13 protein-coding genes are annotated in these 12881 nt (G+C 69.3%); 8 read left to right on the forward strand and 5 right to left on the reverse strand.

What is annotated here, in order from left to right; all coding sequences use genetic code 11:
• Window positions 1-338: 338 nt before the first annotated feature.
• The 3 genes from ACETK8_RS02060 to hemE are packed head-to-tail and all read right to left on the reverse strand — an operon-like array spanning window position 339 to window position 2900.
• Window positions 339-803, reverse strand: a complete 465-nt coding sequence (locus ACETK8_RS02060) for a CopD family protein (protein WP_374037858.1) — start codon at window positions 801-803, stop codon at window positions 339-341.
• A complete protein-coding gene (gene hemH, locus ACETK8_RS02065; protein ID WP_374037859.1) occupies window positions 800-1861 on the reverse strand; it encodes a ferrochelatase in 1062 nt (353 codons plus the stop codon). The genes ACETK8_RS02060 and hemH overlap by 4 nt, the downstream gene beginning before the upstream one ends.
• 1 nt (window position 1862) lies before the next feature.
• On the reverse strand, window positions 1863-2900 hold the full coding sequence (hemE, locus tag ACETK8_RS02070) for a uroporphyrinogen decarboxylase (RefSeq protein ID WP_374037860.1): 1038 nt from the start codon (window positions 2898-2900) through the stop codon (window positions 1863-1865).
• 507 nt (window positions 2901-3407) lie between these two features.
• On the opposite strand from hemE, the gene ACETK8_RS02075 reads away from it, so the two are divergent.
• The 5 genes from ACETK8_RS02075 to dnaQ are packed head-to-tail and all read left to right on the forward strand — an operon-like array spanning window position 3408 to window position 7109.
• Entirely contained in the window at window positions 3408-4277 is an 870-nt protein-coding gene (locus tag ACETK8_RS02075) for a pyruvate, water dikinase regulatory protein (protein ID WP_374037861.1), read from the forward strand.
• Window positions 4274-4909: a Maf family protein gene (locus ACETK8_RS02080; protein ID WP_374037862.1), complete on the forward strand. Its 636-nt coding sequence runs from the start codon at window positions 4274-4276 to the stop codon at window positions 4907-4909. The genes ACETK8_RS02075 and ACETK8_RS02080 overlap by 4 nt, the downstream gene beginning before the upstream one ends.
• Window positions 4906-5736 carry a shikimate dehydrogenase family protein gene (locus ACETK8_RS02085; protein WP_374037863.1) on the forward strand — a complete coding sequence of 277 codons (831 nt, stop codon included), beginning with the start codon at window positions 4906-4908 and terminating at the stop codon, window positions 5734-5736. The genes ACETK8_RS02080 and ACETK8_RS02085 overlap by 4 nt, the downstream gene beginning before the upstream one ends.
• Window positions 5733-6374, forward strand: coding sequence for a dephospho-CoA kinase (gene coaE, locus ACETK8_RS02090; RefSeq protein WP_374037864.1), 642 nt, complete (start codon window positions 5733-5735; stop codon window positions 6372-6374). The genes ACETK8_RS02085 and coaE overlap by 4 nt, the downstream gene beginning before the upstream one ends.
• A 6-nt stretch (window positions 6375-6380) precedes the next feature.
• The gene (gene dnaQ, locus ACETK8_RS02095; protein ID WP_374037865.1) at window positions 6381-7109 is read left to right on the forward strand and encodes a DNA polymerase III subunit epsilon; all 729 of its coding nucleotides are present in this window, start codon (window positions 6381-6383) and stop codon (window positions 7107-7109) included.
• On the opposite strand, the gene secB is transcribed toward dnaQ, so the two are convergent.
• Window positions 7106-7600: a protein-export chaperone SecB gene (gene secB / locus ACETK8_RS02100; protein ID WP_374037866.1), complete on the reverse strand. Its 495-nt coding sequence runs from the start codon at window positions 7598-7600 to the stop codon at window positions 7106-7108. The genes dnaQ and secB overlap by 4 nt on opposite strands.
• 240 nt (window positions 7601-7840) lie before the next feature.
• Here secB and timA point away from each other — a divergent pair, with 240 nt between their 5' ends.
• Both timA and ACETK8_RS02110 read left to right on the forward strand, forming a co-directional pair.
• Window positions 7841-8491, forward strand: a complete 651-nt coding sequence (timA, locus tag ACETK8_RS02105; RefSeq protein ID WP_374037867.1) for a TIM44-related membrane protein TimA — start codon at window positions 7841-7843, stop codon at window positions 8489-8491.
• 15 nt (window positions 8492-8506) lie between these two features.
• The gene (locus tag ACETK8_RS02110) at window positions 8507-9595 is read left to right on the forward strand and encodes an MltA domain-containing protein (RefSeq protein ID WP_374037868.1); all 1089 of its coding nucleotides are present in this window, start codon (window positions 8507-8509) and stop codon (window positions 9593-9595) included.
• A gap of 196 nt (window positions 9596-9791) precedes the next feature.
• Here ACETK8_RS02110 and ACETK8_RS02115 read toward each other — a convergent pair whose 3' ends face one another.
• Window positions 9792-11306 (reverse strand): helicase HerA-like domain-containing protein, encoded by a 1515-nt coding sequence (locus ACETK8_RS02115; protein ID WP_374037869.1) that lies wholly within the window; start codon window positions 11304-11306, stop codon window positions 9792-9794.
• A 27-nt stretch (window positions 11307-11333) separates the two neighbouring features.
• On the opposite strand from ACETK8_RS02115, the gene ACETK8_RS02120 reads away from it, so the two are divergent.
• Window positions 11334-12539, forward strand: coding sequence for an AI-2E family transporter (locus ACETK8_RS02120; protein WP_374037870.1), 1206 nt, complete (start codon window positions 11334-11336; stop codon window positions 12537-12539).
• Window positions 12540-12881: the final 342 nt, after the last annotated feature.

Here is a 12881-nt window from a genome sequence, read left to right on the forward strand (position 1 = left end):
GCCTTGCGGCCGAGGGGGAGCGTCGGGTCCGAAGGCGGCCTAGTGGCTCTGCGATCGGTCGGCGCGAAGAGAAGGGCAGCGCCGCGAACGACGCCTCGGGGTCAGCGGAACCACGAAACGCCCCACCGGGTCAAGCGGCGCCACATGTCTCCTCCCCGGGCCGCAGGCCTGGGGAGGTGGCGGCGAGCTCTTCGCGAGCTGACGGAGGGGGCGACCAGGTTTCGACGGACGAGCACTGCGAGCCCTTACTTCGGCATCACCTCGCCCCCTCCGTCACGGCCCTGAAGAAGGGCCGCGCCACCTCCCCATCGCGAAGCGACGGGGAGGAGACGGCTTGGTCAGAATGTCCACTCGGTCGTCACCGAAAGCACCATGATGATGGCCAGGACGAAGGGGATCTCGTTGGTCATGCGCCAGAAGCGGCCGGTCTTCGTCGAGGTCCCGGCGGCGATCTTCTTGCGTTCACCGGCGAGGAAGCCATGCCAGCCGGCCAGGAGGAAGACGCCGATGAGCTTCGTCACCATCCAGGGCTCGGCCAGGAAGGCGGCGCCCCGCATCTGCACATCCAGATGGATCAGCCAGAAACCGAAGACGAAGGCCAGGATCATGGCCGGGTTGACGATGATGCGCAGCAGCCGGGCCTGCCACAGGCGCAGCAGGGTCTGCATCTCCGACTTCAGCGGCTCGGCCTTGTCGTTCTGCTCGGCGTCATAGGCGTAGAGGCGCGGCAGGAAGAGCATGCCGGCCATCCAGGCGATGACGGCCAGGATGTGAAGGCCCCGGGCCAGATCGTACCAGTTCATGCGGCCTCCGCCTGGCCCCTCTCGGCCTGGAATGGGCAGGCCTTGTGGCGGGCCTGACAGCCGGGACCATAGGGCGCCGAGCCGGTCCGGCCCAGACTGTCGGCGACGGCGCCGGCCAGGGCCTCGATGAAGGGTCCGGCGACGCCCACCGTCGGGGCCCGCAGATAGGGGGAAACGCCGAGATTCTCAGCCAGGTGGCGATACTCGATATCCAGCTCGACCAGGGTCTCGATGTGTTCGGAGACGAAGGCGATAGGGGCGACCACGACCCCGACGCCGTCATCGGCAGCGGTCTGGATGGCCTCGGGCGTCGAGGGCCCCAGCCATTTCATCGGCCCGACTCGGCTTTGATAGCAGATGGCCCAGTCCTGCAATCCAGCGGCCTCGGCGACCGCAGACACAGTCGATTCCACCTGCTCCTGATAGGGATCGCCCTTTTCGACCAGTTTCTCGGGGATGCCGTGGGCGCTGAAGAGGACGCGGACGGGACGACCCGGATGATCGCGTTCGGCCTCGGCCAGTTTCTCGCGGATCAGCTCGCCCTGCGCTTCCACCCAGCCGGCGGCGCGGGGATAGCAGCAGACGGCGCGCGACCGACCCGACCCGGCATAGGCGGACTTCCAGGCTTTCAGCGAGGAGGCCGTCGTGGTCGTGGAGAACTGGGGATAGAGGGGCAGCAACACCACCTCGTCCGGCCCGAAGGCGGCGACGTCGATGGCCGTCTCTTCCGTCAGCGGATGCCAGTAGCGCATGGCGATGAAGCTCTTCACCTCGTCGCCCGGTAGGGCCTCGGCCAGACGGGCGTCCAGAGCCGCCATCTGTTTCCGCGTCTCGGCCTTCAGGGGCGAACCGCCGCCGGCGTCCATCATCGCATAGTTGGCCTGGGCGCTCTTCTCCCGTCGTGACGAGATCAGCTTCGCCAGGGGCGTGCGGGCGAAACCGGGCAGGCCGATGATGGCCGGGTCGTTGAACAGGTTGAACAGGAAGGGCCGAACCGAGGCGGCGTCATCGGGTCCGCCCAGGTTGAACAGGACCACCGCGATGCGGCGACCGCTCATCCTACTGGGCTCCCAGGCGTTTCAGCACCCGCTCGACATGGTCGATCGGCACGTCAGGCAGGATGCCATGGCCCAGGTTGAAGATCCACGGCCGGGCGCCCCAGGCCTCCATCAGCTGATCGACGCGGGCGTCCAGCGCCTTGCCGCCGGCGCGCAGCAGCAGGGGATCCAGCGCGCCCTGGATCGGCTTGATCTTCTGCACTTCCCGGCCGCGCTCCAGCGAACAGGCGGTATCCAGCGCCACGCCCTGGACATCGACCTCACGCGCATAGCGTTCGGCATGCAGCGCCGATCCGCGCGGAAAGCCGATCAGGGGGACGGTGACCCCCAGCTCCCGCACGCGGGCGACCAGCTTCTGGTGCGGCTTCATGACCAGACGCTCGAACAGGTCGTCCGGCAGACCTTCCGCCCAGCTCTCGAAGATCTTCAGGGCGTCGGCCCCGGCGTCGGCCTGCATCTTCAGATACCGGGCGGTCGCCTCGACCAGGGCGTCCAGAACCGCACCGACCTTGTCCGGATCGGAATAGGCATAGGACCGGGCCGTCGCCCGCTCGCCCTTGCCGATCGTGTTGTGGTGGCCGTCCAGCATATAGGTGGCCACGGTCCAGGGCGCCCCGGCGAACCCGATCAGGGCCCGCTCCGGCTCCAACTCGGCCCGCACCCGGCTCAGGGTCTCGCCGACCTGATAGAGATGCGATCCGGCGGCCTCGGCCTTTTCGGCCATGGCCCCCGGCGACGGCATCAGGCCCAGTTTCGGCCCCTCGCCCGTCTCGAACCAGACGTCCTGACCGAGCGCCTGGGGGATCAGCAGGATGTCGGCGAAGACGATGGCCGCGTCGAAGCCGAACCGGCGCATCGGCTGCAGGGTCGCCTCGGCCGCCATCTCCGGGTTCAGGCAGAAGGCGATGAAGTCCGGCGCCTCGGCTCGCAGAGCGCGATACTCCGGCAGGTAACGCCCCGCCTGACGCATGAACCAGACGGGCGGGCGCTCCAGGGTCTCGCCCTGCAGGACCCGGATCAACGAAGGCGTGGTGCTCATGACCCCGGCTCTAGGGCCAAGGGCGCATCCCCTCAACCCCACGACCCTTCCTCTTGTCCTGATAAGAATCTTGAAAAGATCAGAAGTAGTCGATTGGGCCCGGGACGGCGGGGACAGAACGGTCCTCCTCCCCACGCCGAAAGCCCTTTTCCCAAGCCGCGCCATAACGACGCGACGGCGGGATGGCGCCCTGTGGAAACCGGGCACAACCCTTAACAAACCCTTAACGGCCGGGAGCCCGGCCGGGCGTTTGACCCGAGGTTGGGTTGGGGGTCGTTTACCTTTCGTTAAGCATTTCCCCAGCGGTTCGAGGGCAGGTTCGCTTGGGCTGGATAATCCGGGGCCGGAGCGGCTGAGTCCTGCACCTTCGTCCCCGCTCGCCGGGAGACGAGGTCGGCGCTATAGATTTCGGCGCCCCGGCCGATGCTGGCGGCGCCCACCCCGATCCACAGGATTCCGCGCCATTCTCACCGTTCCGCTGAACCTTTCCCTCTGCGGGGTCCCGCAGTGAGCCCGGCGAGGCCCGCGGGGGCGTCGCGGCTGGCGACCTATTTCCATGTCCATCTGGTCTCGGATTCGACCGGCGAGACGCTGAACGCCATGGCCAAGGCGGTGACGGCTCGGTTCGACGGGGTCATTCCGATCGAGCACATCTATGCCCTGGTCCGGTCCGAGAAGCAGATGGAGCGGGTGCTGGGCGAGGTGGCGGCGGCGCCGGGGGTGGTGCTGCACACCATCGTCGACCGGGACCTGAGGGCCCAGTTGGAAGAAGGCTGCCGGGCGCTGGACATGCCGCACATCGGGGCGCTGGATCCGCTGGTCGGAGCGCTCAGCCGCTATCTGGGGGCGGCCCTGTCGACGCGGGTCGGCGCCCAGCACGCCCTGGACAACGACTATTTCAACCGGATCAGCGCGCTGGACTACGCTATGGCCCATGACGACGGTCAGGGCACGGCCGAACAGCTGGAAGGCGCCGACGTCGTCCTGGTCGGCGTGTCGCGGACGTCCAAGACTCCGACCTGCATCTATCTGGCCCATCGCGGGGTGCGAGCGGCCAATGTGCCCCTGGTGCCGGGGCAGGAGGACGGGGAGCGTCTGGTGGGGCTGAAGAATCCGCTGGTCGTGGGCCTGACCGTGTCGCCGGACCGTCTGGTGCAGATCCGCAGGAACCGTCTGGACGGACTGAACGCCAATCACGCGTCCAACTATGTCGAGCCCGATGCGGTGCGCGACGAGACGATCAAGGCGCGCCGCGCCTTCGAACGGCGCGGCTGGCCGACCATCGACGTGACCCGCCGCTCGGTCGAGGAGACGGCGGCAGCCATCCTGAACCTGTTGAACGAACGGCGCACGCGCCGGATGGGAGGGGCCTGGTGAACTCTTCTGAAGCGCTACCGCCCGTCGGGCTACTTGAGCGCGGGGAACGCCTGATCCTCGCCTCCCGCAGCGCCGCGCGCCGCGCCATGCTGACCGGGGCGGGCGTGCCCTACACAGCGATGGACGCCGGTGTGGACGAAGACGCCATCAAGGCCTCGCTCGACGGCATCGATCCGGCCGAACTGGCGCTGGAACTGGCCCGGGCCAAGGCGCTGGCGGTCTCGCGTCACGATCCGGAGGCCTGGGTCCTGGGCTCGGACCAGACCCTGGATTTCGACGGGGGCATGGTCTCCAAGGCCAAGGACCTCGCCGAGGCGCGGCATCGGCTGCAGCAGATGCGCGGCCACACCCATCATCTGAACTCCGGCGTCGCCCTGGCCTGGGGCGGGGCGGTGGTCTGGTCCGGCGTGGATACGGCGCGGATGACCATGCGGCGGTTCACCGACGAGTTTCTGGACGCCTATCTGGAAGCCGAAGGCGAAGGTCTGCTGGGTTCCGTGGGCTGTTATCGGCTCGAAGGCATGGGGTCGCAGCTCTTCGACCGGGTCGAGGGCGACTATTTCACCGTCCTGGGCATGCCGCTGTGGCCCGTCCTGGCCGAACTGCGTCGCGCCGGGGTGATCGCGACATGAGCCGGGCCCGCATCACCGGCGGGGTCTTGGTCGCCGGCATCGTCGGCAATCCCGTCGCCCATTCGCTGAGCCCCGTCATCCACAACGCCTGGATCGAGGCGGCCGGGATGGACGCCAGCTACGTCGCCTTCTCGCCGAAGGACCCGGCCGGGTTCGAAGCCCTGGTCGCGGCCGGGCGGGCGGGACTGCTCAGCGGCGTCAACGTCACCGCCCCCTTCAAGGAACAGGCCTATGCCCTGTCCGACACGGCGTCGGAGACGGCCCGGTCCAGCGGCTCGGCCAATATCCTCGTCTTCCGGGACGGCCAGGTCGCGGCCGACAGCGCCGACGGCTTCGGCCTTCTGTGGGCGCTGGAAACCCAGGCGCCGGCCCTGTCGCTGAAGGGCTCGGCGGTGGTCATGCTGGGCGCGGGCGGCGCGGCGCGGGCGGCGGCCGCGACCCTTGCGGGCGCGGGCGCGGAGGTCCGGATCGTCAATCGCACGCGCGACCGGGCCGAGGCCCTGGCCGCCGATCTGGGCGGAACCGTCACGGTCGCCGAGGGTCCGGCGGCCTTCGACGGCGCGGCCCTGATCGTCAACGCCCTGACGGTGCGGCCCGAGATCGACCTGACCCGCCTGTCGCCCGACACGGTGGTCATGGACATGACCTACAAGCCCGTGGTCACTCCGTTTCTCGCGGACGCCCGCGCCGCCGGCCTGACCCCGGTGGACGGTCTGGCCATGCTGATCGGTCAGGCGGGCCCGTCGTTCCAGGCCATCTTCGGCGTCGCCCCGCCTGATCTGGATCCCCGGCCCATCCTGCTGGCCCATCTGGGGGAGCCAGCGTGATCCTCTTGGGCCTGACCGGCTCCATCGGCATGGGCAAGTCGACCACGACCGCCATGTTCGCCGAGCATGGCGCCGTCGTCTGGAACGCCGACGACGCGGTCCATTCCCTCTATGCGAAGGGCGGGGCGGCGGTCGAACCCATCGGCGAAGCCTTTCCGGGCGTGATCGTGGACGGCGCCGTGGACCGCACCCGGCTGGCCGAGGCGCTCGGCCGGGACGATCAGGCGTTCAAGCGGCTGGAGGCCATCGTCCACCCCCTGGTCGCCGCCGGGCGCGCGGCCGATCTGGAGGCGGCGCGGGCGAAGGGCGTGAGACTGGCCGTGCTGGACATCCCCCTGTTGTTCGAGACCGGGGGCGACAAGGCCGTGGACGCGGTGGTCGTGGTCTCGGCCGATCCGGAAACCCAGCGCCGCCGGGTCCTCGCCCGCCCCGGCATGACGGTCGAACGGTTCGAGGCCATCCTGGCCCGCCAGACGCCGGACCACGAAAAGCGCCGCCGCGCCGACTTCGTCATCGACACCGGCCGGGGACTGGAGGCGGCCCGCGCCCGCGTCGCGGAAATCGTGGGGATGGTTCTGTCGCCGGGCTGGAAACGGCCGGTGCGGACTCTTTCGCTAGGCGACGAACGCCCCCATTAAGAGGGCATGACCCGCGAAATCGTCCTCGATACGGAAACCACCGGCTTCGACCCGCGCACGGGCGACCGGCTGATCGAGGTCGGCTGTATCGAGATCATGGACCTGTTGCCGACGGGCCGGACCTTCCACCGCTTCGTCAACCCGGAGCGCCCGATCCCGCCGGACGCGACCCGGGTCCACGGCATCACCGACGACAAGGTGAAGGATGCGCCAAAGTTCGCCGAAATCCTGATCGACCTGGCGGACTTCATCGGCGACGCGCCCGTCATCGCCCACAACGCCCAGTTCGACCGCAACTTCATCGACCACGAGTACGGCCGGTGCGGCTATCCGCTCCTGCCCGAGGCGCGCTGGATCGACACGCTTCAGCTGGCCCAGACGGTGTGGCCGGGCATGCCGAACTCGCTGGATGCGCTCTGCAAACGCTACAAGGTCTCGCTGGCCGACCGCTCGTTCCACGGCGCCCTGATCGACGCCCGTCTGCTGGCCGAGGTCTATCTGGAGCTGAAGGGCGGCAAGGAGCGCCGCCTGGATCTCTCCAGCGGCCGCCAGACCCAGGCCGCCGCCGCCCATGCGGCCTCGGGCGGCTATCAGCCGCGCCCGCGTCCGCTGACGCCGCGCATCCATCCGGAAGAGGTGGAGGCGCATCGCGCCTTCCTGCTGGCGACCCTGAAGGATCGCACCCTTTGGGCCGGTTACGGGCTCGAGGTCGAACCCGCGGCCGAAACGGCTTAGGCCGCGCCGCCCTGTTGCGCCTGCTGCTGCTGACGCGCCGTGTAGATGCCGGCGAAGTCGATCGGGTCCAGCATGAAGGGTGGGTAGAAGCCGCCGTCGGCCGTCGCACGGGCGACGATCTCGCGGGCGTAGGGGAACAGATAGCGCGGGCATTCGATCAGCAGCATCGGCTCGATGTCGGCTTCCGGAATGCCGGTCAGCTGGAACAGGCCGCCGTACAAGAGCTCGACGTGGAAGACCGGAGCGTTTTCCAGCGAGGCCTTGATCGACAGCTTCAGGTCGACTTCGAACAGACCGTCCGGACGACCCTGGGCGTTCAGCTCCACGCCCATGTCGATGGCGGGCTTGCCGTCCATCCGCAGGCTGTCGGGCGCCCTGGGGTTCTCGAACGACAGGTCGCGGACGAATTGGGCCAGGATGCGGAAGCCCGGAGCCGGGGCCTGGTTGGTCTGGGCGGCGCCGTTGGCGTCGGCGGGCGAAACGTCGGTCATGGAAGCGGAGCCGTTCAAGATGGCGAGGATATGAGGCGCGGCGACTAGCATCCGCCCGGACCTGTCGCAACTTTTTGGGCCGCTCCCGCCTTGAGCGAGGTCGCTTGTCACGTAGCGGCGGGATGTCACAAGGCGACAGGGGTGCGCGCCGCCTTGCGCCGGCCCATATCAGACCGTAATCGTCGCGTCCGACGCACCCGGCCCTTCGGCCGGATTCAGGACGCCATCCAGGGAAACCCCGTGCCGGTACAGTTCTCGCTCGTCATCTTCGCCGTGATCGCGGCCGTCGTCCTGTTCCAGCTCTACAATGTGCTGGGCAAGAAGGTCGGTCGTCAGCCGCAGGAGGACGCCAAGACCCCCGCCCTGCCCACGGCCCCCGCCGGGCCGGACGCGCCGGTGAAGATCCCGGCCCTGGATGCCGCCACCCTGGCCGCCGCCGCATCCCTGCGCGCCCGCGACCCGGCCTTCGACCCGGTGAAGTTCATCGAGGGCGCCCGCCAGGCCTATGAGACCATCGTGCGCGGCTACGCCTCCGGCGATCGCGCCGCGCTGAAGCCGCTCCTGACCCCCGCCGTACTCGATTCCTTCGAAACCGGCATCGCCGCCCGCGAAACGCGCGGCGAGACCGAACAGGTCGAGTTCCTCCAGACGCCCCGCGCCGATCTGGAACTGGCCTCCGCCGAGGGCGACCGCGCCGTCGCCAAGGTCCGCTTCCTCGCCGAAATCCGTTCCAAGATCCTCCTGCCGGAAGCCGAGGCCACCCCCGGCGCTCCGGCGTCCGAACCGCGTATCGAGGAACGCCGCACGGCCGAACACTGGACCTTCGAACGCACCCTGGGCGCCGCCGACCCCAACTGGGTCCTCGCCCGCGTCGAACCCGCCACCGCCTGACCGGGCGACCGCCCGGTGGGATTCGACCTGAGGCTCGTACTGGCCGGGACGCTTCTGCTCCTGGCGGGGTGTGCGACGCCGCGACCGGAGGGTCAGGTTTCGCCGACGCAGCCGCACGTGCCGACCCGACCGCCCCAGACCTCCAGCCTTCCCGGGCCTCAGACCCTGCCGGGCTGGGCCGATGAGGATCATCTGGCAGCCTTTGACGCCTATGCCGCTGCCTGCCGTGTCGCCCGTGACGCCGCCTCGACCCGCCAGTGCGAGCGGGCCCAGCATATCCGCCGGACCTCGCGCCCGGTGACCCCCTCGATGGCGCGGGCCTTCTTCGAGGAGGGGTTCGCCGTGGTTGCGGCCGAGACCGCCGACGGCGGGCCGGGCCTCCTGACCTCCTATTTCGCGCCGGAGTATCAGGCGCGTCGGTTCCCGGACCGCGAGTTCGACACGCCCGTCCTCGGCCGCCCCGCGGGCTGGACGCGCGGCCAGGTCCTGGCCGAGCGCGCCGTGATCGAGGCCGGGCCCCCGCCCTCGCCGCCCCTGGCCTGGATGCGGGCCGAGGACCTGTTCTTCCTCCAGATCCAGGGCTCCGGCTATCTGACCTTCGAGGACGGGTCGAAGGCCCGCGCCGCCTACGCCGCCGACAACGGCCACCGCTTCGTCGGCATCGCCCGGCCGATGGCCGAACGCGGCCTCCTGCCCGCCAACGGCACCTCGGGCGAGGCGATCCGCGCCTGGCTGGCCGCCCATCGCGGGCCGGAAGCGCGGACGATCACGGCTCTGAACCCCCGCTACATCTATTTCGCCATGGACCCCGACGATGGCGGCGACCCGGCCGGGGCGGCCGGCGTGCCCCTGCCCGCGCGCCGCGCCATCGCCGTCGATCCGGCCAGCTGGACCTACGGCGACCTGGCCTGGATCTCGGCCGGCGCCGGAAACCTGAGGGGTGCGCGACACGGCTATTCGGGTCTGGTCATGGCGCTCGACACCGGCTCGGCCATTCGCGGCCCCGTGCGGGCGGACCTCTACATGGGCCGAGGCCATGCCGCGGGCGAAGAAGCCGGGGCGGTCCGGCATCCGCTCAGGATGTGGCGGCTGGTTCCGCGCTGACCTTTCTCCTCCCCGTCCGAAGGATGGGGAGGTGGCGCGGCGCGTCTTCAGCGCCGTGACGGAGGGGGCGAGACGGTGGTCTGAATGAGGGTTGGAGTGTGCTGATCTGGTGAGACCCGGTCGCCCCCTCCGTCAGCTCGCGAAAGGGCTCGCTGCCACCTCCCCATCGCTGCGCGACGGGGAGGAGATCTAGATCTCACCGCCGCTTCAGCCCGCCCAGCACGCCCCGCAGCAGTTCCCGCGTGATGGTCGAACCCGCCGTCCGCAGCACCGACTTGGTCAGGGCCTCCAGAGGCGTCTGACGGTTGGACTTGCGCGGCGCCTTGGGCGCGGGCGGGGCCTTCGGGGCGGCGGGGGCGCGGCCGGCCTTGGGGGCCTTGGGTTCGGGCGGGGTGGCGGCTTCGCTCGCGGCGTGGCGGGCGGCCAGGACTTCCTCGGCGGATTCGCGGTCGATGACGGTGTCATAGACCCCCTTCACCGGGCTTGAGGCCATGACGGCGGCGCGCTCGGCATCGGTCGCGGGACCCAGGCGGCTGTCCGGCGGGCGGATCAGGGTGCGGGAGACGACGCGGGGCGCCCCCTTCTCGTCCAGGGTCGAGACCAGGGCCTCGCCGGTGCCGAGCGCCTGGATGGCGTCCTTGGTGTCGAAGGCCGGATTGACGCGGAAGCTCTCGGACGCCGCCTTCAGCCCGCGCTGGTCGGCGGGGGTGTAGGCGCGCAGGGCGTGCTGGATGCGGTTCCCCAGCTGGGCCAGGACGCTGTCGGGAATGTCTGCCGGGTTCTGGGTGATGAAATAGACCCCGACCCCCTTGGACCGGATCAGGCGCACCACCTGCTCGACCTTTTCCAGCAGCGGCTTGGGCGCATCCTTGAACAGCAGGTGGGCCTCGTCGAAGAAGAAGACGAGACGCGGCTTTTCCGGATCGCCGATCTCGGGCAGCTGTTCGAACAGCTCCGACATCAGCCACAGCAGGAAGGCGCTGTACAGGCGCGGGCTGTTCATCAGCCGGGTCGAATCCAGAACATTGACCTGACCCCGGCCGTCGAGGCTCGTCCGCATCATGTCGGTCAGCTTCAGGGCCGGCTCGCCGAAGAAGGCGTCGCCGCCGTCCTGTTCCAGCTGCAACAGGGCGCGCTGGATCGAGGCGATGGAGGCGGGGGCGACGTTGCCGACCTCGCGACCGATCCGGGCGGCGTTTTCGGCGACATAGACCAGCATGGAGCGCAGGTCGTCGAGGTCGAGCAGCAGCAGCCCTTCCTTGTCCGCGACGTGGAAGGCGACGGTCAGGACGCCCTCCTGCACCTCGTTCAGGTCCAGCATCCGCGCCATCAGCAGCGGCCCGATCTCCGACACCGTGGCCCGGACCGGATGCCCTTTCTGGCCATACAGGTCCCAGAAGACGGTCGGCGCGGCCTTGGGCGTCAGGGTCAGGCCCATGCCCTCGGCGCGGGCGATCAGTTTCTCGTTGGGGGCGCCGACCTGGCTGATGCCCGACAGGTCGCCCTTCACGTCGGCGCAGAAGACCGGGACGCCCATGTCCGAAAAGCCCTGGGCCATGATCTGCAGGGTCACCGTCTTGCCGGTGCCGGTCGCGCCCGCGATCACCCCGTGCCGGTTGGCCCGGTTCCACAGCAGGATTTCCCGCTGCGGCGCGGCGCCGTCGTTGGACTGGCCGAGGAACAGGCCCGGATTTGCGGCGGCGTCGGTCATGCGGATCTCCTTGTCCGAGACTTAGCGGTGGCCGAGCCCGTCGCCAATCGGCGATTGACCGCCGCCGCGACCCCGCCGACAACTTCCGGCATGAAACCGCCCATCGCCGTTCCGACCTCGACCGTCGCCCGCAACGCCCTGGTGGCCATGGCCGTGGTGGCCGTGGGCGCCGCCCTGGTATGGTTGCGGGACATCCTGACGCCCCTGGCCATGGCCATCTTCCTGTTGATCATGATCGACGGGGTGAAGCGGTTCATCGAGGAGCGGACCACACTGCCCCGCCACTGGGCCGGCACCGCCGCCCTGACGGTCGTCGTGATCGGCTTCCTGGCCGCCATCGCCTTCATCGTGAACGGCGCCGCGGGCTTCTTCACCGACGCGTCCGGCGTCTCCAGCAACATCGGCCCCCGGATCGACGCCATCATCGCCGACGGGGCGCACCTGTTCGGCATGACCACCCCGCCGACGGCCCAGGACCTGCTGCGCGGCATCGACCTGCGCGGCTACCTGACCTCGCTGGCCTTCCAGGTTCAGGGCGTGGTGTCCGGCGCCTTCTTCGTCATGGTCTATCTGGCCTTCCTGCTGGCGGCCCAGAACGGCTTCCGTCGCAAGCTGGTCGCCCTCTTCCCCCATCGCGACGGGCGTCAGGAGGCCTCCGAAGTCTTCCAGCGCGTGCGCGGCGGGGTCGAAGGCTATCTGTGGGTCCAGACCGTCACCGGCGCCATCATCTGCGTCGCCGCCTGGATACTGATGCGTCTGGTGGGGCTCCAGAACGCCGAGTTCTGGACCTTCGTCATCTTCGTGGTCGGCTTCATCCCGGTGCTGGGCGGCGCGATCGCGGGTCTCGCCCCGCCCCTGTTCGCCCTGGTGCAGTTCGAGACCTATTGGCCGGCCCTGATCCTTCTGGTGGGCTTGCAGGTCATTCTCTTCGTCGTCGGCAACGCCATCCAGCCCCGGATGCAGGGCGACAACCAGAACATCGACCCGGTCGCCGTCCTTCTGGCCCTGGCGCTGTGGGGCAAGATGTGGGGCGTGGTCGGCATGTTCCTGTCGACGCCGCTCGCCGTCATGGCCATGGCCATCCTGGCCGAGTTCAAGGGCTCCATGTGGGTCGCCATCCTCCTTTCGGGCGACGGCAAGCCCTATGCCGAGGACGAGGACGACCACGCCAAGCCCGCCGCCAAGGCCAGGGGCCGCGTCAAACAGCCACGTGCGGCCGCGAAGGAGACCTGACGCCGGACCCCTTGCGGGACCGATCACGGCCTCCCATCTGCCATTCAGACGTCGTGGCCCCCTCCCCTCCCCCAAGGCCGCGACGGAACTGACCGGCGCTCTCTCCCCCCTCCAGCGTCGGTCCAAGGAGGCCGTCGGACCCCCGTCCGGCGGCCTTTTCTTTATTTCGCAGATGCGAAGAGATGTTTTCGCCGGAAAAGACTTAACGCCGATAAGATTCCTCCCTGAAAGGTCTTGTTGCAGGGTTTGTCGTTTCCGGACTTTCCGAGCCGCCCGGTCCGGCCTATCCAACGGTTCAGGGACGGGACGCGTCTCTTTCGGTGATGCCAGCGTAACGGTTGA

The sequence above is a fragment of the Brevundimonas staleyi genome, from assembly GCF_041893865.1.
In the GTDB taxonomy this organism is placed as follows: Bacteria; Pseudomonadota; Alphaproteobacteria; order Caulobacterales; family Caulobacteraceae; genus Brevundimonas; species Brevundimonas staleyi.